Here is a 23,867-nt window from a genome sequence, read left to right as displayed (position 1 = left end):
AGAGGGAAAGAGGTCAGGGGTTCATGAAGAAGGGATGGAAACGCGGAATTTGCGGATTGGCGATTCTCGCGGGATTAGGTGCAGCCTGGCTGGCTTCGGGACCGGCGGTTCAGGCTGCGGGTGTAGAATTTAAGGACGTCCCGGCCTCCCATTGGGCTTATGACAAAGTCATGTGGGCGAAGAACAACGGCGTGACGGACGGTTATCCGGATGGAACATTCCGACCGGCTCAGTCGGTGACGGAAGCGGAGTTCCTGAGCATGCTAGTACGGGCCTATCCGGAGATCAAGCTGGATGCGGCGAAGGGGCAGGAGACCTGGTATACCCCTTATTACCAGTTAGCGTTCGAATTAACCTGGCCGGTGAGCGATCAGCCCAATGAGCCGATTACGCGCGGGTCGGTGGCCCGCTTGATGGCAGCTTTTTACGGGCAGAGTTTGAGTGAAGATGAGGCGGTCCAGTGGGTGCTTGCCCAAGGCTTGGCCCAAGGCAAAAGTGGTGCCGGCGTGCAGGGCTTCGCAGCGAAGGACGCGGTGTCGCGGGCGGAAGCGCAGACGTTCCTGTACCGGTTGAAGCTGACGCTGCCGAAGGCGACAAGCCCGGATCTGATCAAGCCGGAGATCCAGCTGCAGGGCGTGGGGATCGGGGATTCGACGGACCGCGTGATTGAGCTGCTTGGTGAACCGGTGCGCAAGGACGTAACCAACTTTGGACTGGAATGGTATATCTATAATAAGGATTACAAGCATTATACACAGGTTGGCGTGGCCGACGGCAAGGTGGTTGGTTTATTCGGCAATCATGAGGAGTGGCGCTTCGGGCCTGAGGCGGAGAAAGGGCTGGAGACTTTGCGGAGCAGCCTGGCCGCGATCTGGGACAAGAGCGAGGATCCTCCAAGGGAGTACGTGGAGACGTATACACCGAGAGGGTTGTACCTTAATCTGTATCTGGACAAGCATGAGAAGTACCGCGTGGACGGGGTGCTGCTGATGGACAAGAAATTTACGGAGACGAATGTGTACGCGCCGTCTACATCGGAGTCGTTGAAGGCGACGGAGCGGGAGATTTTTGACTTGACCAACACATTTCGTGTGCAAAGAGGGTTAGGCGTGCTGAGCTGGAACGAATCCGTGGCCGAGGTGGCGCGCTCGCATAGTCAGGATATGGCGGAGCGGAATTATTTTGAGCATGATAATCCGGAAGGGAAGTCGGCGGGCGACCGCATGATGTCTCGCGGGATTCCGCAGTTCCGGGCATGGGGCGAAAATATCGCCGCCGGATACCTCGATGCGATCGACGGGCATTATGGCTGGCTTAATTCCTGGGGCCACCGGGAGAATATGCTGGAGCCATCGTTTACGATGCTGGGTGTCGGTGCCGTGGACGGGCTGGATAGCAGCGATTACGATACGTATTATACGCAAAACTTCTATACGCCTTTGTAAACCGGCTAGGGAGCCGGGAAGCTGGGTTTGATAGGGTGGGAACCGTCTGGGGGATGTGACCGGGGCGGTTCCTTTTTTGCGCGGAGTATGGTAGAAAAGATAAAGGACAACCTGTTAATACGGAAGCCGGCCGCGGGAGTGCGGCGCATAAGAAAGGATGCTTGGACTATGTACGTCGTATGCAAAGATCATGTGGAATTGGCCATCGATATGTTCGTGGATGAGTTTGAGGAAGCCCCCGATGTGGTTGATTTGGAGCACACCAAGTTTATTGACTGGGAGCCCCCGGTGAAATGCCAGGAATGCGACCATGAGGCGCGGTTTTTGGTGGTGTAATGTTGTTGTGTTGCACAATTGAATGAGGGACGACGAACGGGGCGACGGCATGCAGGTGACGGGCCCCGCTGTTTTTTTATATAGGGTGACGAGTTTAGGACGATAACGGAGGATGAACTCAAGTGCTGATTCAAATCGTGGCGGTCGGCAAGTTGAAGGAAAAATATCTGGTGCAGGGCATTGCGGAATACGCGAAGCGCCTGGCGCCGTATGTGAAGTTTCAAGTCGTGGAGGTGCCCGACGAGAAAGCGCCGGAGACGATGAGCGAGGCGGAGCTCATCGGCGTGAAGGAGCGCGAGGGCGAACGCATCCTCGCGCAGATCAAGAGCGACGCGCATGTCATTGCGCTCGCGATTGGCGGCCAGCTCTGGAGCTCGGAGGAGCTGGCCGGTTGTCTCGATCAGCTCGGCACCTACGGGACGAGCCATGTCGTGTTCGTCATCGGCGGGAGCCTTGGGCTCGCCGATGCGGTGCTCAGCCGCGCGCAGCAGCGGCTGTCGTTCGGGCGCATGACGCTGCCCCACCAGCTCATGCGCCTGGTGCTCACCGAGCAGATTTATCGCGCGGTGAAGATCAATCGGGGAGAACCGTATCATAAGTAGGTAATGTTTTTTGGGCAAATAAAGAGCCTTTTGGATATAAGGCATAGAAGTGAATCCATTATGTATTAGACCCAAAGCTGGGTCTAAATCAGGCATGTAGGCAATGAAGGAGAAGTGTACATGCTTTAGGTTGTTTTTGGTTGCTTCAATCTTTTCTATAGATGCCTGAAGCAGTTTGCGAAGTTCGAGCGGTTCAAGCTTCTCTTTTAGTAAGAAAAAGTCATTCAATTGTTCCTTCAGTATATCAATGGTTAATGGTTCTACACTGATTGGCAATGGCTTGTCGATAGTTGCGTGTAATGCCTCGATTGACTTTTCTAGTCTAGCCATCTCGTCACGAATCTCTCTGATACGTTGAATTGCTTCCTCCTCGGTAAACAGAGCGGAACCAAGGGCTACAGCATCCTGTATTTTCTTTTTCTGTTGCTCAAGTTGTTTTAACCGGTCATTAACTAATGAAAACTCATCAGGCTTATCTTTTGGTTCAAGTTGTGACTTAATCTGATTGTTAATTTGGTCTGTAAGTTTTTTCAGAATTTTATCGGAGTGCAGAGCTTTACTGAGTCTTTCAAAAACGGCTTGTTCAAGCCAATCGGCAGGAATATGATTAGGGTTGCATACCGCCCGCCCCTTGTTATGATAATTACCACAAACATAATAACGTTTCTTCGTACCGTCTTTCCGCTTTGAGCCTAAGGCACTTGTCATATAACCACCGCACTCGGGGCATTTTGCCATACCGGTTAAAGGAAACGTCCCAGTATACTGTCGGGGTATACCGGTTGCATCGCGCTCAATACGCTCATTTGCTTTATCCCATATCGCTGCATCGATGATTGGTTCATGCGAGCCGGGAACAATGAGAAGGTTTGGGTTAGATCCTTTTCTACGATCCCTTTCCCAATTAACTACCTGGTTAAATCGTATAAATCCTTTATAAACCGGATTCTTTAGAATAGTGGAAACAGCAATTATAGAGAATGTCTTGCCTGTCTTTGTCTTCCTTCCCAAGCGATTTAAAAAGTTGGCAATACGCTTTGTCCCCCATCCTTCATTGACATATTTATCAAAGATAATTCTTACTGTCTCAGCTTCATCAGGGTTCACGAAAAGGTGCTTATTAGCATTATCATAGCCTAATACTTTGCCGCCATTCCAAAGGCCTTCTTTGGCTCGTTGAGTCATTCCTAGCTGAACATTCTCAGCTAACTCTTCGCGTTGATACTGGGCAACAGATGCCAAAATGTTAAATTGTAAGTTAGCGCTTGGTGTGCCATATTCGCCTTCCTTAATGCTTATGAAGCGAACCCTGGATCTGCTAATCTCCTCAACAAGCTTAAGAGAATCCGATAAGGAGCGGCTTAATCGGCTAACTTTATAAGTGATAACAGCATACAATTTCCCTGATTTCACATCATTCATCATTCTGTTTAGGTTGGCTCTTTTCGTAGTTTCTTTACCGCTAATGCCTTCATCAACGTACGGAGTAATTGTAATGTCGCTGCCAAAGTATCTTCTAGCCACATCTCGACCTTCATTTTCTTGAGCCTCGAGGGAGAAGCCTTCAGCTACCTGTTTACTTGTTGATACACGGATATAGAGTCCAATCACTCGGTTAGTTTCATTTTTCACGGTATATACCTCCACATGTTGTATTAATTCATGATTGTGTTTAAGAATAAAAGTCCTACTCTTGAATTGCATTCATTGCTTTCATTCTTTTTATAGCTTGGAGAATGATAGATGCAATTACTTCTAAGTTATCTTCCTGTTCTAATTCATGTTGATCATGAGTCATGGATCGGACTGAATCATTAACATAAGCCTTCGACATGATCTAGCCTCCTAGTGCACTTTATTTTAGAGAACTTTAACTGGCTTGATTATTGAGCCAGGCAAAGAAAGCTTCACGTTGAACTCGCTTAAGGCGTTCACCGAGGCGAATCAGCGGAAATCCCGGAGCATTCATAATTTCATGTGCAATACGCTTAGAGACCCCTAAAATTTCTGCAACATGATCGACTTCAAGCACAACGGGATACGCATCGTGGTTTAACTGTTTCATTTCGGCCCCTCCTTGTTCCAAGATGACTTGCTTTGTTGGGGATATAATATTCTTCAATGCTAACTTGTCCAAAGTACTTAGTGTCATATGATTGAGCATTATATGGTGTAAAGTCATGTAAATCATATTCAAGCATCAAATCGGCGGGTACCCCGTGATATTCAAGCGGTTGCAACAGATTTCTGCTACGTAAATAAGTGTGGGATGATTGCAATCGAAGGTCACTAATTTCTTTAGTCATGTAGCTGGTGAGTCTTTCAATTGCCTCAGGCCCGTTAGTAATTACTTTTGCTTTCGAGTGTCCAACCTGCCAAAGTTCGGTAAGTTGTTCTGGGCTAATGGAGGAAATATCAGTGACTACATGATAATGAATGGAACCATTATGCTGAAATTCCGTGACTCCCAAATATCTAAACTTACTAAACCGTCTGCGCATACGCTTGATGAAGTTGTCCCATTCCTTCCTACAGACAGCAAGGTCATGAAAATTACATGGCTTCTGAGGGTCAAAGGTAAGTGTGATAAAAGTGGAGGTATCCAGGAAGTTACATGCATATAGACGCTTAAACATGGTCTTTGCTCTACCATTTGAAACTTTCTTGTGTTCAACCCGCATGTCACTGGGTGACTCATATCTAAAGCGTCTACCTCCACGCTTTCCAGTCAATGTTACAATGGGCTTTTCATATTTGAAAACTTGTACCAAGTTGCCGCTGACAATGACCTTTGTGTATATTTCATTATTGAACAAGGTAATATAACTCCTTCCTGAGCGGTGAAAATAATCAGTATAGTATCAAGTCAATTTATTGTATTTCCCTTACCAGGCCTGGTGTTTTGGTGCTGATATTAGTTTAAGGCTTTGCACTGAAAGACGTCATCTTCAGCCCGAATCGAGCAAAGATAACTGACATTAACCTAGATGGACAAAATATATAGGTTCAAGATTGAATCAGATAATTCCTCAAAAAACCTGCTAAAATCTCAAAATTCCTTTAAAATGATCATTCGTAGATTTAAATGAGAACAAAGGCACCTAAATAAACAGGCTCTTTTCTAAGTGCAAGATAATTAGATTTAGCTGAGGATATTAGGAGTCTCAATGGGCACGGAGAAGTGGGGAAAGATTATCCCAATAGGAAGTTGAGGATTGTGTCAAAACAACCCCATTAGGTGGGGAGTTTACTATTATTTATTTAGGGGAACTTGGGGTAATTCAGCAATAATTATCAAAATCATTAATAATCACCCGACCGCGATAAAGGAGCATGATGAGCTCTTAGGTAAAAAAAATTAATAAAAAAATTTTTCCGGGGTAGTTACTTGTTAGAGATACAGGGGCCCTCTCGTTTCGAGCCCCACCCTTTTTAGTTAGGTGCTTTTTAAGATCTCTCGAATATTAGCAAGTTCATTTTTGGCTAAAAGGATTAACCTAGGGATCTTAGCTGTATCGTTACAAACTCTTACATATATTTCAAAATATTTCGCTCTTGGTTCTTCGAGAAATTTTAAGGACTCCGCCTTTATTGAATAATGCTCCTTTAGTTTTATAAGGTCGTTTTTCTGTCCCCAACAATGAATACGGAATATTATAATTGCAAAATTGTTGCCCTGATGTTTAAACCAAAAATCAATGGATAGATTATTGATATCCTCATCTACAGATAGGTGTTTAATTGCCGTATTTGCAGGGAAGTCGAAAATCGAGTAGTTTTCTAAGGTTTTGTAGCTACCTTCAAATACTATTTCATAATCTTCATAGAAAGCATACGGAGGGCTCTCACTTCTAAGTTCATGATTATCTACTAAAATAGTTTTAACAGTATTATCATGTCTTGTTATCCAAGTTACACCTTTGTTCAGACCGCCCATTTGTTCCCCCCCTTACTCAATCCCTTCTAAAACGACCAATCTCTCCATACAGGCAATCGCCACAAGGAGATGCTTGTCGTCCGGATTTGCAGTTGTTATGTACTTTTGCATTAAATCACCTATCCAATAAAGTGGACGTAGCACTTTAACAATAATAGGACTTGCTATAATAAATAATTCAAATCCAACCGAAAATGGTAGAAGTAGTTTTAAGATCAGGATGATAGGTAATGGGATTAATACTAAAAAAATAGTGAGAGTAAAGATTACAAGGTTAGTGCCGCAATAAGGATGGATCCGACTTTGCTTTTTAACAGATTCCAAGTTAAGGACTAGTCCCTTTCCCCATGCATGCGCCACCATGTGTTCCGCTGCATGATACTTTCTAACTGTACTTATTTTTGACCACATTGTCTTTTTACTAGACCATGCCCTAAAGCCATAGAATAGAACGGGTGCGGTACAACCAAGTAAAAAATAGATATTTATATTTTCTAAGAATGAATTAAAAAATATTAAATAAAGAAAAAGTACGACAAAAGGAATCGCTAAACTGCGATCATTAAAAATCAACGCAATTCCCCTTACAAATGGAATCATTCGTAGAATTTTATATATCTTATGACTTTTTACTTCGCCTGGTTTGGAATCAGTAACTGTAACAGCCCCATCAGGTGAATACTGAGCCTCAACAACAAACTTATCAGAATAGAAGCATACCCCCTTCGAAAATGCGTGACCACCTTTTAGATTCAAATTCATCATCCCTTCCAAATAGACCTAATGCACTTAATGAAGATGATTTGAGCTGTCTTTCCGTACACTAAACACTAGATTAAGTTTTTCTTCTCCTGTAATTTCAGTGATTGAGGTACGGATTAACTTCTCGTAACGATGACTGATCCACTCATGGTGGAGTATGGTTGAAGATTCAATGACAAATAACGACTTCTTTGGGTCATAGAAGCCAGTAGTGTCAGAAAACCATTCCTCAAAAGATGGGCCGGAAATTTTTTGTTTTAGTAGATCGAGAACCTTAACCAAATCATATTTATTCTCCTTGTTTTAAGTTTAATAGGCATGGTTGGTAATACTAGCCTACATTCTAGAGCACAAGTTGAGGGCGTGTCAATGAATAGTATAGTAACTTTATAAACGTAAGTAATGTAGGGCGTTACAATTTTAACTGGTGCCTGAATGGTAATGCGTTACATTGATTGGCTGCTCAGAAATTTCAACTTTGTTGCAAGAGATGCTATCGTAAAAGAATTTAGGTGGAGACTTTGGACATGGTACAGGATCAAACTAAATAGCTAACAGTAACAACCATCTGGAGGTTTTATGGGATGAAGAGGAAAGTGTTAATCACAGAGTTTTGTTTTCAGTTCTGCTGACCGGACCATAAGTGCTGCCAACTCAAGATACAATGTTGTTATTGATAGTCACACTCTCTCGGCTAAGCCGGTAGAGAAAGGAGTTACTTATATTGAAGATCAGTTTGCTATTGTAGCAGCAACTGAAGGTGGATAAAGGGGCTCAGCCTTATGTGAAAGGTAAGTTCGATGTTTATTCAGAATAGAGAGGCTCTTGACGCTCGTGTAAGTGAGGTATGTGCTACTTCTTAATTCTGATCCTTTTTGGCTAACAGGATACTCCCCCTCAAAAGACACCCTCATGAATAGGGGGGGTTGTATTTTTCTGGTACTTTATAAAAAAAGGACAGGCCTATGGCCCGTCCAAAGTTACTATGTATTTGTTTCTGCTTCTAACAAGGTAACACTGTATCCTGTTTGTCATTAAGAACAGGCGTGATTATTTTTGTTACCAGGTTCCTTTTCAAGTACTGTATTGTTTTTTGCTCCGGTTTCTTTTTTTTCAATTTTCTTGTTGATTAAGAATATGGACTGTGAAATCAGGACCCTGTTTTCTTGTCCTAAAAAAGTTCCTTATATATATTATATACCGGAAAACCTGGGGAAAAAGAACCTTGTCACAGAACGTTCGCATAATGTTCACGGAGTACTTTCAAAATAAACCTATGATTACCATCACGTTTTTGTTGTGATTCATTGCAAAGGCAATACTTGATCATCCATCCTTAACTTACTGATACAGACGATAATAAGGAAGGACAAGGGTTGTGTTTAAATTCCCTATTTTATATTTCATATGAAAACAGTTTATATAAGATGAAATACTCCTACTTTTCTATTATTGTTCTATTGCATTGTAACCTCTTTTGGCTATAGAGAACAAGAAGTATCGTGTTATATAATTAAGGATAAATGATGGTTGTAAGATGAAATAACTTTTTGTCGAGGGACATTATGTATCTATTACGGTAATCTTATAAAAATATAAAAAGAAGTAATCCACCCCAACCCTACCAAGTTGATGGATTACTTCTTTCGCCTTAGAGGTGGATGAGACCTCGACTGGCTATGTGCCCGCCCACTTGTCTTGCCATATACTTTTTTACGACTTAAGTATACCAATAATTGGGGTTGGGTCAAGATGGCTTTTATGAATAGAACAATTTATGGAACTGATATATAGAAGTTATCTAAAGTGGGAATTGAAGCCGTTTTTAATTGAGAGATAAGCTGTCTCACTGGAGAAGTTTTTTTGTTTCAGGAGCCTCAACCCTTCGGGTACGAGAGATAAAGGGCATTCGCCTGACGGCGAAAAGTTCTCGGTTGAAAATAAAAATTATGGAGAGTGGTTAGGATGAATAATGGGAATGAAATTGATCGGGTAGTTTATGAATTGCTACTAGAAGAAGCAAGTAGGTACGGATTTGTTATTTGTTCATTTCAGAAATTAGTGAAGGACGTAATGAATAAAGTTTCGGGTTTAGAGTTTGAAAAAGAACAGGAAGAATTTATATTACATTCTATAAAGAGGTCGCTCAGTAAGTTGGAATTAGAAAATAACCTGTCGATTACGAATAGACAAGGAGAGTATTTAGAGATTGTTTTTAATGATTTTGACAGCTTAACAAAGTTTGGAGTTTTTAATAATAAAGTAATTGACCGTTTCCGTGAGATTCTTGAAAAGAAAGAAAATCAAATTAATCGTCTCCAATTAGAGAAAAGGCAATTATTTAAAGAGCTAGATAGACTCAATGGGGAAATTAGATTACTTCGCCAATAGGGTAGTCCGCTATTAATCTGAAATTATATTTGAATGCAGTATTAATTTTTCTCTTCCCTTATAGAAAAGGACCGGTTTATATGTAGTTAATTGACATGTGGGTGCATCATGCTAAACTTTTTTAGAGGTTGATTTACGGCAACTCAAAGAAAAAAAGATATTTATTGAGCTCGGAGTCAAGCATTACCAATGTTGGATCAATATAAAACGTGTTACATGTTACAGGACAGAAATAGGAGGAGAACTATGAACCCTGTAGAAATTGAAGCAGCAGTCTCCGAATTGGCCGACCAGCCTTTTGACAAGGAGGAGTTCCCATATGCCTTCCTGAGGGCATTTGGAAACAAGGAGACGACAATTAGGCGCCTACGGTCGAGGGAATCGAATAAGTCGGATATAGGCGGAGTTTTACAGACGAATAACATTCATATCGCGGTCGCTCAACCTGGCGAGGTTGCCAAGACCATTGCTTTACTTAAAGAGAGTAGGGCCACAATCAAGTCGAAAGCACGATTTATCCTTGCGACTGATGGCGTGGATTTCCATGCAGAAGAGCTTGACTCTGATGATCCACCGCTCGTTTGTAACTATCGTGATTTCCCAAATCATTTTGGCTTTTTTCTGCCACTTGCCGGGATTACAACTGTAAAGCAGGTACGTGAAAGTTCCTTCGATATCCGCGCAACAGGCCGCTTGAACCGGCTCTACGTCGAGCTCTTGAAGGATAATCCACAGTGGGGAACAACAGAACGGCGTCATGAAATGAACCACTTCATGGCTAGACTTATATTTTGTTTTTTTGCCGAAGATACCGGCATCTTTAGTGGGACACGTCTTTTTACCGACACTATTGAGCGGATGAGCGCACCGGATGCTTCTAATACTCATGAAGTGATTAGTGAAATCTTTCGGGCTATGAATATGAATAATCCTGAACGTGAAAAAGTGAGACTTCCACGCTGGGCCGACGTGTTTCCTTATGTTAATGGAGGACTCTTCTCCGGTAGTGTAGATGTCCCAAGGTTTAGTAAAATTGCACGCGCCTACCTTCTGAACATTGGTAGTCTCGATTGGACCAAGATAAACCCAGACATCTTTGGTTCGATGATACAGGCTGTTACGGACGACGAGGAGCGCGGTGAGCTTGGCATGCACTACACAAGCGTGCCGAATATCTTGAAGGTGCTTAACCCGCTTTTCTTGGATGATTTGAGAGCACAACTTGATGCAGCTGGTGAAAACCCACGTAAGTTGCTTAACCTGCGCAAGCGTCTAACAAGGATCCGGGTATTTGATCCAGCTTGCGGCTCCGGTAACTTCCTAGTCATCGCCTATAAACAGATGAGGGAGATTGAAAATACCATAAACGAACGACGGGGTGAATATGGGCGTGAAAGTGAGATACCCCTCACTAACTTCCGGGGCATTGAGTTGCGTGACTTTTCAGCTGAGATAGCGCGTCTCGCCCTCATCATCGCTGAATACCAATGCGATGTGCTTTATCGTGGTCCGACACTCGCACTTGCCGATTTTTTGCCGCTCTCTTCCGATAACTGGATTACTTGCGGTAACGCTCTGCAGTTAGATTGGCTTAGCGTCTGTCCGCCGACTGGGACAGGTGTTAAGCTCAAAACCGACGATCTTTTCAGCACGCCTTTGGATCAAGCGGAGATTGACTTCGAGAATGAAGGTGGAGAGACTTATATCTGCGGAAATCCGCCTTATAAAGGCGCACGTGAGCAATTACCCGAACAAAAGGAGGATTTGAAACGGGTTTTTGAAGGCCGCGTGAGCAGTTGGAAGTCCCTTGACTATGTGGCCGGATGGTTCATAAAGGCAGCAGACTACGGTATACGAACCAACGCTGTTATCGCGTTTGTGGCTACTAATTCTATCTGTCAGGGCCAGCATGTGCCGATCCTTTGGCCGTTTATTTTCGGGACGGGACACGAAATCGTGTTCGCCTATACGAGCTTCAAGTGGGAAAACCTTGCCAGCCACAATGCGGGAGTGACTGTTGTGGTTATTGGAATCTCGAATCACCCAGCAAAGACGCGGAAGTTATTTTCGATTCAAGACGACAACGGGGTGATTGTTAAAGAAGTCGAGAATATTAATCCCTATTTGGCGGTCGGGCCAAATATAATAGTGTCCAAGTTATCTAACCCGATTTCGGATTTGGCAGAGATGAACTATGGAAACTATCCTGGGGACGGGAATTATTTGACACTTAACCCGTTAGAGGCATCGGAATTATTGGCTCAAAGACCCGATCTCAAGGCTATTATTCGGCCTCTCTTCGGAGCACAAGAATTTATCAATGGCTTGAGAAGATTCTGCCTTTGGATTGATGATGATGTTTTGGATCTGGCCTTGAGTGACCCTATGGTCGATAAACGAGTTGAAGCGGTGCGAGAGAATCGTTTGAGAAGCAGGGATACTTCTTTAAACAAGCTCGCGAAACGGCCGCACCAATTCAGGGATCGCAATGTTGCTAAAGGTCATATGATTTTAGTACCGACTGTGTCGTCTGAACGGCGGGAGTATATACCGACAGACTTAAAGGGTTCGGATTCAGTTACAACTAATCAAGCCTTCGCTATCTATGATGCCCCTCTTTGGAACATGGCCATAATTGCCTCTCGACTTCACTTGGTGTGGGTTGCAACTGTCTGCGGAAAGTTAAAAACTGACTTTCGCTATTCAAACACCCTTGGTTGGAACACGTTTCCGGTTCCTGTTTTGACTGAAAAGAATAAGGCAGATCTGACCCGCTGCGCCGAGGACATCCTGCTGGCCCGCGAAGCACATTACCCGGCGACAATCGCCGAACTCTATGACCCCAAGAACATGCCTGCTAATCTACGCGAAGCACATGAGCGTAACGACGAAGTATTGGAGCGCATTTATATTGGTCGTCGGTTTCGAAACGACACCGAACGTCTGGAAAAGCTGTTTGAGCTTTACACCATGAAGACCACCTCTAAGAAACATACCATAAAGGGCAAGAAGGGGGTAGAAGCATGACTAACGGAAGCAAAACAATCCCAACTATCTCTGTATCCTACGTACGTAACGGGAACTCAACTAAGGCCAATGAACTGGGTATGCGGGCGATGCAGGAACGAGCCTATGAACGTCGAGGCGAACAGTATCTACTTATTAAGTCACCGCCGGCATCCGGAAAGAGCCGGGCACTGATGTTTATCGCCCTCGATAAACTTCAGAATCAAGGACTTAAACAGGCGATTATTGTAGTACCAGAGAAATCAATTGGTTCTAGCTTTAACGATGAGCCGTTGAGTCAGTTTGGTTTTTGGGCCGATTGGAGTGTGGAGCCTAAATGGAACTTATGTAACGCGCCTGGTTCGGATAATGGTGGCAAGGTCAAATCAGTTGGTGCATTCCTAGAAAGCAACGATAAGGTATTGGTTTGTACCCATGCTACCTTCAGATTCGCTGTCGATGAGTTCGGAGTAGAGGCGTTCGACAACAGGTTGATCGCCGTGGATGAGTTCCACCATGTTTCTGCTAACCCTGATAACAAACTAGGCTTGCATCTTGGGCAGTTCATAGCTCGCGACCGCGTACATATCGTGGCGATGACCGGTTCCTACTTCCGGGGGGATGCTGAGGCAGTGTTGGCTCCGCAGGACGAGTCGAAGTTTGATACCGTCACCTATACCTATTACGAGCAGCTCAACGGTTACGAGTATCTGAAGCAACTTGACATCGGCTATTTCTTCTACTCCGGATCTTATACGGATGATATCCTTAAAGTGCTCGATCCGAATGAGAAGACCATCATCCACATCCCGAACGTCAATTCTCGAGAGAGTACGAAAGATAAGATTAGGGAAGTCGAGCACATTATTGAGGAGCTGGGAGAATGGCAAGGGACTGATGCTGTGACCGGCTTTCAGTTGGTTAAGACGCCAAGCGGACGAATCCTACAGATCGCTGACCTGGTAGATGATGACCCGAACAAGCGCGATCGGGTGGCTACTGCTTTAAAAGATCCTGAAAATAAGAATAACCGTGATCACGTAGACATTATCATTGCCCTAGGTATGGCAAAGGAAGGCTTTGACTGGATTTGGTGTGAGCATGCACTTACAGTGGGCTATCGTGCGAGTCTCACTGAAATTGTGCAGATTATAGGCCGAGCAACTCGCGACGCGCCAGGCAAATTTCGAGCCCGATTTACCAATCTGATTGCCGAACCGGATGCGTCTGAGTTGGCTGTTACCGAGGCTGTAAACGATACACTAAAGGCCATTGCCGCCAGCTTGTTGATGGAGCAGGTCCTTTCACCTCGCTTCGAGTTCAAGTCCAAGAATCCAGCGAGTGGTCCGGTACAAGGCTTTGACTATGGAGACGAGGGTTATGAATCGGGGAAGTGTAATGTCGGCTTTAACCCAGAAACAGGTCAGTTACAGATCGAGATCAAGGGCCTTTCCGAGCCCAAAAGTGAGGAAGCCGTACGTATATGCAGAGAGGACCTAAATGAAGTCATCGCTACATTCGTTCAGGACAAGAATACCATTGAGCGCGGATTATTTGATGAAGAAATAGTGCCGGAGGAGCTAACTCAGGTTCGGATGGGCAAGATTATTAAGGAGAAGTATCCCGAACTCGGAGAAGAGGACCAGGAAGCGGTTCGTCAGCATGCCATCGCTGCTTTGAACCTTGCGCAACAGGCTAAGCAAACTGTACTTGGGAGAACGGAAGGGAGTAGCGAGCCAACTGCCAATACTGCTCTAATCGACGGAGTTCGCAAGTTCGTGATGGATGTGCGTGAACTGGATATTGATCTAATCGACCGGATTAATCCATTCAGTGAGGCATATGCGATTCTCGCCAAGGCGTTAAGCGAGGATAGCTTGAAACAGGTAGCGGCTGTTATTGCAGCTAAGCGTGTAAGCATACCCTACGAAGAGGCTAGAGCATTAGCCCTACGGGCTGTGCAATTTAAGAAGGACCGCGGTCGACTACCGGACATAAACGCGCAAGATCCTTGGGAGAAGCGTATGGCGGAAGGTGTTGCAGCCTTGCAACGCTATTCCGCAAAACAGAAGGCCTCAGAAGGTCGTGGAGGAGGGATTTAGATGTCTAACCTTTCTGATGACGAACTTCTCAGAGAACTTGGTGTGGAATATGAGATTGTAAAGGAACGCTCTTATACACCTCGTGAGGAACGTATTATTGCCGGGTTTGAGGAAATCCAGCAGTTTATCAAGCAATATGGCCGTGTTCCACAGCATGGTGAAGATAAAGGTATCTTTGAAAGGCTTTACGCTGTACGACTTGATCGCCTTCGTGAACAAGAGGAGTGCCGAGCTCTTCTTGCTCCACTTGATAGTCAAGGATTACTGACTAAGGTGGAAATTGAGCCGGTCGACCCAATAAAGTCAATGGATGATGATGAACTACTTGCCGAACTGGAAGGATCTATTGCTCCAACAGACATTACAGAATTGCGACATGTTCGCTCCCGTGCTGAAATACAGGTTGCGGAAGAAATCGCAAATCGTGAGAAGTGCGAGGATTTTGACAATTTTCGGCCTCTGTTCGAAAAGACTGAGATTGAACTCAAATCTGGCATTCGACAAGTACGACCATTTGGTAGGGACGCGAGTGTTAACGTTGGCGACTTCTTTGTTCTGGGCGGACAACTAGTCTATGTGGCTGAGAAGGGTAATGAATTTAAGGCTTCAAATGGTCATCCAGATGCGCGGCTTAGGGTCATCTACTCAAACGGAACCGAAAGTAATCTATTGCTCAGGTCCTTGCAACGTGCATTATATAAAGATGACACAGGTCGACGCTTGACTGATCCTGATTTAGGGCCTCTGTTCAGCGAGACTTGGGATGAAGGCGATATCGAAAGCGGTACTATTTATGTCCTTCGCAGCTTATCCAATCATCCCTTCGTTTCGGAGCACCGCGAGCTCATTCACAAGATTGGAGTTACGGGAGGTGAAGTAGAAACTCGTATCGCCAATGCGGCTCACGATAGCACCTATTTGCTGGCGGATGTTGAGGTTGTTGCTTCATACAAATTGGCCGGCATCAACCGTAGGAAGCTGGAAGGGCTACTCCACCGAATCTTTGCACCCGCTCAACTTGACCTTACTATTCATGACCGTTTTGGCCATCCAGTACGGCCACAGGAATGGTTTCTCGTGCCGCTACACGTGATTGACGAAGCGGTGAGTCGTATTCGGGACGGCTCGATTACTAATGTGATTTATGATCCAAGGACAGCCAGTTTGGTTGGGTCTGCTCAGTAAAGTTGGGTTTCTCACATATTGTGTGTGAACTCAGCAAAACCTGTAAGAAAATTGAGTATAATTTGCCAAAATTAATGAATATTTGGATTTGAAACGTAAGCTGTTCCATTGGAGCAGCTTATTTATTTTATGTAAAACAAATTTAACCACTCAGCGCGGATTTTTTTAATACGGGCAGCAGTCTCTTTTGAAACAGTTAAGTGAAGTTCATGTATCCGCTTGTTTTTGAGTTTAATTTGTAAGGACAGCTGTTATACTCATCTGTCTCTTCGTCTACGAGGAAGTAGTCATTATCATTAGACTCAAAAACAAAACAAATTTATAGGGGGGGTCGGCATTACGTAATAGTGATTTTCATTAGGGACTCCTGAGATATCATTTACCATATTATATTTTCGAATAACGACCATTTACAGATAGTTCTCAGAGAGGAACTTTAGATGGGTTTATAGAACTATTCAGTAATGACATTTAAAGGGTTTGCTCACCGCTTTATGGCTCTAATTAATGTTAAATATAAGGCTGATGAAGGTGGGTGTTTAGGCTGCATACAAAAGGAAATATTAAAAATAATTAGTTTGAAGTTTGCTAGGGTCTTATTGTTAAATCATTTTGAAAATTACTCATGTAGGGTGATATTTAGAGGCCTATGTTAAAGAAGTGGGTGGGATCATGAACAAATTAATGATGAAATGGGTACTAACCGAACAAGAAGATGCGGTATTATACGATTTGGCCAGTACAACTGCCTGTAAAGTAAAAGGTTTTCGGGAGATTACAAGAAACAACATTAAGCAAATAAGACCTCAAGTTGTTAATGAATTACAGAAGGGAACCAAGGCCGTTAAACTTAAAAAAGAGTTGCAAAAACATATCAATGAAATGTTAACCGAAGAGGTCGTTACAGATCTTAGAGTAAAAAATTCAGAAGAACTTAAGGGGCTTATTGATAACAAGAAATACAAATTAGCTGATGTCCTGCTTGCTCTGATAACGGGGGAAGCGGAACAGGTCGTTCTTGCAGAAAGTCTTTTTAATTCGACTTCGGAACAAAGGAACCTTTCACAGTATGAGCCGCAAACAGATTCCATATCAGACTTACAGAAGGAACACAAAATTATTGAGAAGGACACTCGCTTTGCTGATACATTCATTCTGGAGTTGGAAGAACAGCTTTCCAAAGAAAAGGATAAATCGTGCCAACTCGAAAAGACCTTGAAGGAGCTTAGAGAGAAAAGAAAAGCAGAGATACAAGAATGGAAAAAGGAACGGAAAAGATTCATAGAAGAAATAAAGACACTAAATACAGAAGTAGAAAATAAAAATAAACAAATAACTGAACACAAGGATGCTATTGATAGGTTAAGGGGAGAGGTGGATGAGCTTCAAGTAGAGATAAGAGATTTAACCAAACAGGTTGAAATGAAAACAACGAGAGCCAACAAACTACCTGCACAACCTGTCAACCCGACAACAAATAAAATGAAGGTTGTACTGTTAGGTGAAAATATTAATGAATCCCTATTACAGACACCAAGATACGCAGTTGAATTGGTGGGAAACAACCAAGTTGAGGATTTCCTTCATCAAGAATCTCAAGCAGATGAGATTTGGATGTTATCCTTTCAGATTTCTCCACCAAAGCAGCGTAAACTACGAAATGCCTTTCCAAACAACAACATTAAAGAGTTTGCAACATTAGTAGAGCTCCAAGCACATATTAATAAAAGGTGAGGTAATACTTCATGAATAAAGAATGGAATGTAGATTTTGTAGGACTACTAGCAACCGAAGAAGAAATACAGAGACGACCTATTATCATAAACTCTCAAAACTCACTGCAATTTTTCGTGAGGTTGATTTCCGATACCCCCTATGGATTCCCAAATGTAAACTTATTTACTTGTTATTCAAGTGATTTGGCAAGATACGGTTTTGAAGATGATTACTATCGGCCTGACGACGAACGGAAGGAAAAGCTGGAGCGATTTTTAGATGATTACATGGTTATATTTAGACCCCTGAAGAGAGTCCTACCGAATCACAATGAGATCTATGTGGGCAAAGAGGTGCGGCTCATCCGGAAGTCTGATAGTTATGTTCACGGGACCACATTCATTCCTGTTCCTGTCTTTAGTGAGGAAAGGCATGATTGTTCTTGGGATGATTTTATTCAAAAAATATTAAATAATAAGTTTGTCGGAAGAATTGAAAGCATTTCGACCGAGCCAGATGATACCCCACAGTTTGTTCTTTGGAAGCAGAGAGATATGTACAGTATAATTGGGGAGTTTGATAAACATCAGTATGCTCATGGAGGGTACTGCTTAAATATAACTGGGCAGCTAAAGATGAGAGAATTTGAGGATGATTGGTTAGAAGATTGCTATGGGACGCCAGAAAACCCTACATTAATGTTTATTCCACTAAACATATATCAGAATATGAGCACTTTCATGGAAGTAGCAACTCCGCTTGATAGTTTCCAGGACGCAACGTTGGAGATTGCCACGGCCGCAGCAACGGTGGTTGCTGAGACACCTGTGGAGAGAAACAAGGAAGAGGCCACTCCGGCAGTATCAAATGCAGTATTGAAGGAGCTAACGGAGGATGAGGCAGACACTTTATTCTACACGGATAACGAAGAGTATCGGTTTATGGATCATTTTATTCAAGTCACTAGAGAAATGGGTTTGCAGTACTCCGAAAGGGATCTATACAATTTCCACACTGCTATGAAATCGAATACGCTCAACATCATCGCAGGGATGAGTGGGACGGGAAAGTCAAGGTTGGTCCAGTCCTATGCCCGTGCCCTGGGTTTGGATAATGATGATCAATTTGTCATCATTCCGGTGCGCCCTTCATGGACCGATGATTCTGATTTGATCGGGTACGTCGATGCCATGAACATGGTATATCGTCCAGGGGATTCTGGGTTGATTAACAACTTGATTCAAGCGCAGAAGGAAGAAAACCGAAAGAGCAAACTGTATCTGATTTGCTTTGACGAGATGAATTTGGCTCGGGTAGAGCACTACTTTTCTCAGTTCTTATCTGTCCTTGAGATGGAACCTCAGCGTCGATTCTTGCGACTCTACAACGAAGATTTAACTGGCAGATTGTATAACACAGCACAATATGAGCCAGTTCTTACAATTCCAGAGAATATCATGTTCGTGGGGACCGTTAACATTGACGAATCGACGTATCATTTCTCCGATAAGGTCTTGGATCGTGCGAATGTTATTTCATTAGATGTTTTACCGTATACCGGTCTAAAACATTTGAGTCAAAAAGAGCGGAAAACTCAGGGACGAAAGACTTCCTATTCTTTTGAGGAATACAACAAATTTCGCCAGACGGAAGGTTTTACGTTAAGTGATCGGGAGGCGGAGTTCCTCTGGACGATGCATCAAATGCTTCAAGAGTCGAATAAAAATCTTGGTGTTGGCCCTCGAGTTGTTCGTCAAATCGATATATATATTCGTAATTTGCCGGATAATCCTTACATCTCTAGGAGAGAAGCTTTGGACATTCAAGTGGTTCAGCGCATCTTTACAAAGCTTAGGGGCCCGGAAGGCTTGTTGAAGGACTTAATTGGGAAGGTTGATACGAACGATGAAGTGATAAGTAGTAAAATCCTCGAGATATTGAACGAATACAAGGACATTTCCGATTTTGCAGAAACAAGAAATGTACTGATTCATAAAGCGAAAGAGTTGAGAATTAATGGCTACTCCATTTAGCCAACTCCCATTTGAGCTATCCTTTAAGGTAGGCCATAAGCTGGAAACAGTACATCGGTTCTACTATAATGAACAGGGTTTTTATGAGCACATTGAAGAGCCCTCGGTGGTGCTTATTGAGAACCTCGAGATTGCGATCGAATTTACTTCATCCAATGAAAAAGCCAGACTATATATGTACGGGTTGGAGACAATACCTTACCGAGGGGTTGAGTTTGATGAGAAAGGTGAGGCCTTTTTATTCCCAAATGAAGGGGGTATTTCCCTATTTACTAAAAATTACTATCCTTTGATACCAGGGACATATCAAATTCGAATCGAGATTGAAGATAAAGTTTGGTATGCCCCTTTCACAATCCAACCGAAACAGCTTTCGAATAACCAGTTAGACGTCATGCGCGAACAACTGGAGGGTGTTATCCGAGGGCTTGCGCTTGATTTTATTAGCAAGCAGATTGGTAAGGGTCAAAAACTAGGAAAATCGTTGCCGCCTCGGTTGCTGATGCAATTCATGATTATCTCGAAGCATTTCCCAAATGTTATGGCGGCGCTTAGTGATCTTTATACAAAGGTCAATTTCCGAATGCGTAAGGAATATGATGTTGTCCGGTCCGATCGAGCGAACGTTATCGACGAAGTAACAGTGAGGCATCGGTTAAAGCACCCAGAGGTTAAGGGCTATCTTAAAGTACCCGTACGAACTATAGATTATAATTTGCCTGAGAATATATGGATAAAACATATCATACGACACCTAATAAAGGTACTGAATGATTTTGTGCTCTCAGTAGAACACTATTCTGCAAATCTACAGGATGAGATCGACCAGCTACAGCCGTTCGAATTTCAAGATAGTACAAAGATTGTTCTAGAGCAGAAGAGTAAAGTGTTTCACGAGCTCCAGAACTATTTAGAGGTGGTGCAACGGATGAAGATAGGCTTTCAACTTATTACCTCTGCACACTGGTACGATCAGTTGCATGAGAAGCCGCTCATTACTGTACCATATGTACTAACGAAGGATGCACGGTACCGTTCTATTTATATGCTGTATCGGGAACTCCAAGATGATGAGCTAGAGATTACGCTTGATCCTTTGTACTCCTACCAATGGAAACGTACAGATAAGCTTTATGAAATGTGGGGTTATGTGGAACTGCTACGGATTTTAGAAGAGGAGCTGGAGTTTAGCCCTATTCGGGGATGGATTTACAACCTATACTTTAACGGTGAGGGTATGTTAATCCCATCGCTACCTGCAGGAGAACGAGTGATTCTGGAGAGGGACGAGCTCGAGCTGCACTTCGTGTATGATTGTGCTGTCCCTTTAACCAGCAGAGAAACACAAATGTTTGTACATCCGCTCTATGTTCGGCAGCAATATAACCGTCCGGATGGCCGAATTGATGTATATAGAAAAGGGACATACTGCGGATCCATTATGATGGATTTTAAATATCGTCCAAGACACAACTTTTGGGAGAATGACAGGGTGAACTCGATTGCGCGTACCCGCGAAATGAGCCAATTGATTGCTTACAGTGACAGTCGCTCTAATTTTCTTTTTGGCGAGGACAGACTCAACATCAAGCCGTTGCAACGGCTCAGTCCAGTAGCGGAAGTATGGGCGTTCTACCCAGTCAAAGAGGGACGCGAAGAAAGTTCGAGTTCTTCGGATGATCACAGTTTGCGATTGATCCCACTTAGCCCGGGAGATACCAATGTGCATGTGGCTGGCGAGTTTGAACGCGTTCTTAATCAACTTTTGCAAGATAGTGAGAGTTTTATGTAAGTCGTTGGGGATGGTCTTATTTAGAGAAGCATAGGACTGCTCAGGCATGAGCAGTCCTTCTTCTTTATCTCTCGGATACAACCGGGCTATAATTTTGTGAGACAATGCCTTGTGCGCAAACTAGGCACGACTGTGGTCCAGTATCGTAGAAGTCAGAACATACATACTTTAATGCCCAGTTTCCAAATGGGGACAAGTATTGGTCTATTCAAACCGATAAAACTATTCATTCTGCACTTTAGTTACGCTTATGTTAATGTTTCGTATCGAACGTCACAGTATCAATATTTGCTTGTTGTGTCTGTCTGTGGGGACAACTACATTCACTCTTCGCCGTTAGCCCCGCCAAGGTGAACGGTATTATAATCACGCAAATCTTTTGGGGGAGTAACTTTGGGGATTCCTTAAGGATCAAATTGTAAGTTGTTAGCTGTACTGAATGTTCGCTGGCTTGCAATCCATCCTTAATCATTGCTTCAATTTGATCATGGTTAGCAAGAGCCCCGTTTGGGGTGTTCAAAAAGTGGTATAGCATCAGTATTTGTTTACCTTAGTATAAATACAAGGAATACCTTTTCTCCTCCTTTTTAGTAGCCCCTTTTCGTATCCACACGTTACCTTTAGATCGGCGCGGTGAACCGTATCATAAGTAGGGGTATGCTTGTTGCTAGTCTCAAAAGGTTTTTTCCCAGACATTGCTTCTAAAAACAGCTTCAAAGCCAAGTTTCTTATAGAAGTCCATAGTGGATCCGACGTAAGCGGATTTCGCCCCGTATCCAGCGATCCGGTGGAGTCCTTCCGTAATGACAGCTCGAGCTAGCCCTTTCTTACGAGCAGTAGCTATGGTCCCGACGGGTTCCAAAGCGCCATGCTGATTCTGGCTGTCGAACCATAGCGTACAGAATGAAACGACTTCTCCTGATGTGTCGACGACGGACAGATCCAAATCCGGTCGATAATCGGGAGCTAACTTCATCCGTTCGAAAGCTAGGGGGACAGTTCGATCACGAGCTTCTTCAAAGTAACCGAATGCTTTGGCATGAGCAAGGGCCTTTGCTTCACTCGAAACGTCCGGTCCGGATTGAATACGATAACCTTCGGGGAGTTCAACTGACCCTAGTTCTAGATTATGTAAAGAAAGAATTGACATGGTGTCATCCCAATCCATTTTTCTATAGCCTCTCAACTGTGCGATGGATTCCCGTATGGAGTCACCATCTGGAATTTGTAAACGTATGACTCGACACCCCTTGTCCTGTACAGTTAAGGTACTCTCTGCAAAAACGAACATTTCTTCAAGTATCGCCGAAGACAAAGGGAATCTGATTTGAAAAAAGGCTTCACCTCTCTTTTCACCTTCCGAGTTAACGACCCCGACGATCATACCGGTTTCATCTTCCCAAACTCCCACTGTTTTTTCCCAAGTGTCGAACGTTTCATGCATAGTATGGCTGACCATTCTGCAGAAGTTCCATCTGTCGATAAGCCAATTACCTAAACTGTTTGATTCTTCGAAGCTGGTAACAAGCATGTTACGGATTTTCGTGAAATCTTCTGTCTGGTAACTGCGAAATTTGACGTTCACATCCTCACCGCTTTCGTGTGAATTGATCCATTTCCTACACCAACCGGCTCAAGATCAAACACATCATATCAATAATTGGATAAATCAGGAATATAAAAAATTTTAAACAAACTTGCCGTTACAAACAGTGCGCCGAACCGTATCACAAGTAACGGCTAGTTTTTTTGCGGAATTCCTTTCCGAGCTTAGGTTTGATATCTGTGTGCAGGTACCTGCTTTTGCCTGATATGTGGCAAAGCAGCGACAAAATTTGCTTACTTGACCGATGAATCTTGCGGTTGGATTTCGTCAAATAAATGTAAAAGAAAAAACCAAAGCAATTAAAATAATCCAGCGATTGGAGGTACTCCATCATGAGAAAAATTATTGTGCTAGAACACGTCTCCCTTGATGGTGTCATTCAAGCCCCAGGCGGACCAGACGAAGATAACAGTGGCGGTTTCGCGTATGGCGGGTGGGTAGCGCCCTACTCTGACGAGATCCTTGGAACGCTCCTGAGCAGGCAGATGAATATGCCCTTCGACTTGTTGTTAGGGCGAAAAACCTATGAAATTTGGGCGCCATACTGGCCGAAGCATGCGGACGTATGGCCAGGGGTTAACAAGGCGACTAAGTATGTAACCTCCAATACCTTGACATCCGGGGAATGGAAGCCGTCCGTGTTATTAAGCGAAGATATTGTAGAGAAAATTACCCGAGTCAAGCAACAGCAAGGGCCGGATTTGCACGTATGGGGAAGTAGTGATCTCATTCAGACGCTTATGAAGTATGATTTGATCGATGTGTTCTGGCTGATGATTTACCCGGTAACTTTGGGCAGTGGAAAGCGATTGTTCGCTGGGGGTACGATCCCGGCGGCATTCAAGGTAACTGAAAGCACAGTTACCCCTAATGGCGTAATAGTTGTGAATTACGAGCGCGCAGGTGAAATTGAAACCGGAAGTTTTTAACGATTCGTATAAGTAAGGAAAGGGA

17 protein-coding genes and 1 pseudogene are annotated in these 23,867 nt (G+C 43.6%); 11 read left to right on the top strand and 7 right to left on the bottom strand.

Annotated elements, in window-relative coordinates:
• The first annotated feature begins 23 nt into the window (after window positions 1–23).
• From MKZ15_RS23840 to rlmH, 3 genes are all read left to right on the top strand, one after another.
• Window positions 24–1,445, top strand: a complete 1,422-nt coding sequence (locus MKZ15_RS23840; protein WP_339818811.1) for a CAP-associated domain-containing protein — start codon at window positions 24–26, stop codon at window positions 1,443–1,445.
• Window positions 1,446–1,613: 168 nt separating this feature from the next.
• On the top strand, window positions 1,614–1,781 hold the full coding sequence (locus MKZ15_RS23835; RefSeq protein WP_082691335.1) for a CxxH/CxxC protein: 168 nt from the start codon (window positions 1,614–1,616) through the stop codon (window positions 1,779–1,781).
• 122 nt (window positions 1,782–1,903) lie between these two features.
• On the top strand, window positions 1,904–2,383 hold the full coding sequence (gene rlmH / locus MKZ15_RS23830; RefSeq protein ID WP_213622498.1) for a 23S rRNA (pseudouridine(1915)-N(3))-methyltransferase RlmH: 480 nt from the start codon (window positions 1,904–1,906) through the stop codon (window positions 2,381–2,383).
• A 573-nt stretch (window positions 2,384–2,956) separates the two neighbouring features.
• On the opposite strand, the pseudogene MKZ15_RS23825 reads toward rlmH, so the two are convergent.
• The 6 genes and pseudogenes from MKZ15_RS23825 to MKZ15_RS23800 form a co-directional block, all read right to left on the bottom strand.
• Window positions 2,957–4,087 (bottom strand): annotated as a pseudogene (locus MKZ15_RS23825) (recombinase family protein); the annotation flags it as partial.
• Window positions 4,071–4,217: a hypothetical protein gene (locus MKZ15_RS23820; RefSeq protein WP_339818802.1), complete on the bottom strand. Its 147-nt coding sequence runs from the start codon at window positions 4,215–4,217 to the stop codon at window positions 4,071–4,073. The gene MKZ15_RS23820 and the pseudogene MKZ15_RS23825, both read right to left, overlap by 17 nt.
• Window positions 4,218–4,253: 36 nt before the next feature.
• Window positions 4,254–4,448, bottom strand: coding sequence for a DNA-binding protein (locus MKZ15_RS23815; protein ID WP_339818799.1), 195 nt, complete (start codon window positions 4,446–4,448; stop codon window positions 4,254–4,256).
• Complete coding sequence (locus tag MKZ15_RS23810) at window positions 4,408–5,199, bottom strand: hypothetical protein (RefSeq protein ID WP_339818797.1); 792 nt, start codon at window positions 5,197–5,199, stop codon at window positions 4,408–4,410. The genes MKZ15_RS23815 and MKZ15_RS23810 overlap by 41 nt, the downstream gene beginning before the upstream one ends.
• Before the next feature lie 620 nt (window positions 5,200–5,819).
• Window positions 5,820–6,320 carry a hypothetical protein gene (locus MKZ15_RS23805; RefSeq protein WP_339818795.1) on the bottom strand — a complete coding sequence of 167 codons (501 nt, stop codon included), beginning with the start codon at window positions 6,318–6,320 and terminating at the stop codon, window positions 5,820–5,822.
• A gap of 12 nt (window positions 6,321–6,332) precedes the next feature.
• A complete protein-coding gene (locus MKZ15_RS23800; protein WP_339818793.1) occupies window positions 6,333–7,076 on the bottom strand; it encodes a DUF1385 domain-containing protein in 744 nt (247 codons plus the stop codon).
• 1,971 nt (window positions 7,077–9,047) lie between these two features.
• Here MKZ15_RS23800 and MKZ15_RS23795 point away from each other — a divergent pair.
• The 7 genes from MKZ15_RS23795 (at window position 9,048) to MKZ15_RS23765 (ending at window position 21,307) form a co-directional block, all read left to right on the top strand.
• A complete protein-coding gene (locus MKZ15_RS23795) occupies window positions 9,048–9,473 on the top strand; it encodes a hypothetical protein (RefSeq protein ID WP_339818792.1) in 426 nt (141 codons plus the stop codon).
• A gap of 246 nt (window positions 9,474–9,719) precedes the next feature.
• Window positions 9,720–12,500 (top strand): DNA methyltransferase, encoded by a 2,781-nt coding sequence (locus MKZ15_RS23790; protein WP_339818790.1) that lies wholly within the window; start codon window positions 9,720–9,722, stop codon window positions 12,498–12,500.
• Window positions 12,497–14,581 (top strand): DEAD/DEAH box helicase family protein, encoded by a 2,085-nt coding sequence (locus tag MKZ15_RS23785; RefSeq protein ID WP_339818788.1) that lies wholly within the window; start codon window positions 12,497–12,499, stop codon window positions 14,579–14,581. The genes MKZ15_RS23790 and MKZ15_RS23785 overlap by 4 nt, the downstream gene beginning before the upstream one ends.
• On the top strand, window positions 14,582–15,766 hold the full coding sequence (locus tag MKZ15_RS23780; RefSeq protein WP_339818786.1) for a GIY-YIG nuclease family protein: 1,185 nt from the start codon (window positions 14,582–14,584) through the stop codon (window positions 15,764–15,766).
• Window positions 15,767–16,438: 672 nt separating this feature from the next.
• A complete protein-coding gene (locus MKZ15_RS23775; RefSeq protein ID WP_339818784.1) occupies window positions 16,439–17,500 on the top strand; it encodes a hypothetical protein in 1,062 nt (353 codons plus the stop codon).
• Window positions 17,501–17,511: 11 nt separating this feature from the next.
• Window positions 17,512–19,515, top strand: coding sequence for an AAA family ATPase (locus MKZ15_RS23770; RefSeq protein ID WP_339818781.1), 2,004 nt, complete (start codon window positions 17,512–17,514; stop codon window positions 19,513–19,515).
• Window positions 19,499–21,307 carry a DUF2357 domain-containing protein gene (locus MKZ15_RS23765; protein ID WP_339818779.1) on the top strand — a complete coding sequence of 603 codons (1,809 nt, stop codon included), beginning with the start codon at window positions 19,499–19,501 and terminating at the stop codon, window positions 21,305–21,307. Before MKZ15_RS23770 ends, MKZ15_RS23765 begins: the two co-directional genes overlap by 17 nt.
• Before the next feature lie 673 nt (window positions 21,308–21,980).
• Here MKZ15_RS23765 and MKZ15_RS23760 read toward each other — a convergent pair.
• Entirely contained in the window at window positions 21,981–22,892 is a 912-nt protein-coding gene (locus MKZ15_RS23760) for a GNAT family N-acetyltransferase (protein WP_155604575.1), read from the bottom strand.
• 353 nt (window positions 22,893–23,245) lie between these two features.
• Here MKZ15_RS23760 and MKZ15_RS23755 point away from each other — a divergent pair, with 353 nt between their 5' ends.
• Window positions 23,246–23,842, top strand: a complete 597-nt coding sequence (locus tag MKZ15_RS23755) for a dihydrofolate reductase family protein (protein WP_193417575.1) — start codon at window positions 23,246–23,248, stop codon at window positions 23,840–23,842.
• The last annotated feature ends 25 nt before the right edge of the window (window positions 23,843–23,867 follow it).

Source organism: Paenibacillus sp. FSL R7-0216 (assembly GCF_037969915.1).
Taxonomy (GTDB): domain Bacteria; phylum Bacillota; class Bacilli; order Paenibacillales; family Paenibacillaceae; genus Fontibacillus; species Fontibacillus rhizolycopersici.
This window is presented reverse-complemented; position numbering and strand designations above follow the sequence as displayed.

What these genes read in the sequence shown, in the direction of transcription:
- MKZ15_RS23795 (WP_339818792.1), top strand. Translation starts at nt 9,048, where the DNA reads ATGAATAATGGGAATGAAATTGATCGGGTAGTTTATGAATTGCTACTA.
- MKZ15_RS23775 (WP_339818784.1), top strand. Translation starts at nt 16,439, where the DNA reads ATGAACAAATTAATGATGAAATGGGTACTAACCGAACAAGAAGATGCG.
- MKZ15_RS23820 (WP_339818802.1), bottom strand. Translation starts at nt 4,217, where the DNA reads ATGTCGAAGGCTTATGTTAATGATTCAGTCCGATCCATGACTCATGAT.
- MKZ15_RS23780 (WP_339818786.1), top strand. Translation starts at nt 14,582, where the DNA reads ATGTCTAACCTTTCTGATGACGAACTTCTCAGAGAACTTGGTGTGGAA.
- MKZ15_RS23840 (WP_339818811.1), top strand. Translation starts at nt 24, where the DNA reads ATGAAGAAGGGATGGAAACGCGGAATTTGCGGATTGGCGATTCTCGCG.
- MKZ15_RS23765 (WP_339818779.1), top strand. Translation starts at nt 19,499, where the DNA reads ATGGCTACTCCATTTAGCCAACTCCCATTTGAGCTATCCTTTAAGGTA.
- MKZ15_RS23835 (WP_082691335.1), top strand. Translation starts at nt 1,614, where the DNA reads ATGTACGTCGTATGCAAAGATCATGTGGAATTGGCCATCGATATGTTC.
- MKZ15_RS23790 (WP_339818790.1), top strand. Translation starts at nt 9,720, where the DNA reads ATGAACCCTGTAGAAATTGAAGCAGCAGTCTCCGAATTGGCCGACCAG.
- MKZ15_RS23805 (WP_339818795.1), bottom strand. Translation starts at nt 6,320, where the DNA reads ATGGGCGGTCTGAACAAAGGTGTAACTTGGATAACAAGACATGATAAT.
- MKZ15_RS23755 (WP_193417575.1), top strand. Translation starts at nt 23,246, where the DNA reads ATGAGAAAAATTATTGTGCTAGAACACGTCTCCCTTGATGGTGTCATT.
- MKZ15_RS23770 (WP_339818781.1), top strand. Translation starts at nt 17,512, where the DNA reads ATGAATAAAGAATGGAATGTAGATTTTGTAGGACTACTAGCAACCGAA.
- MKZ15_RS23815 (WP_339818799.1), bottom strand. Translation starts at nt 4,448, where the DNA reads ATGAAACAGTTAAACCACGATGCGTATCCCGTTGTGCTTGAAGTCGAT.
- MKZ15_RS23785 (WP_339818788.1), top strand. Translation starts at nt 12,497, where the DNA reads ATGACTAACGGAAGCAAAACAATCCCAACTATCTCTGTATCCTACGTA.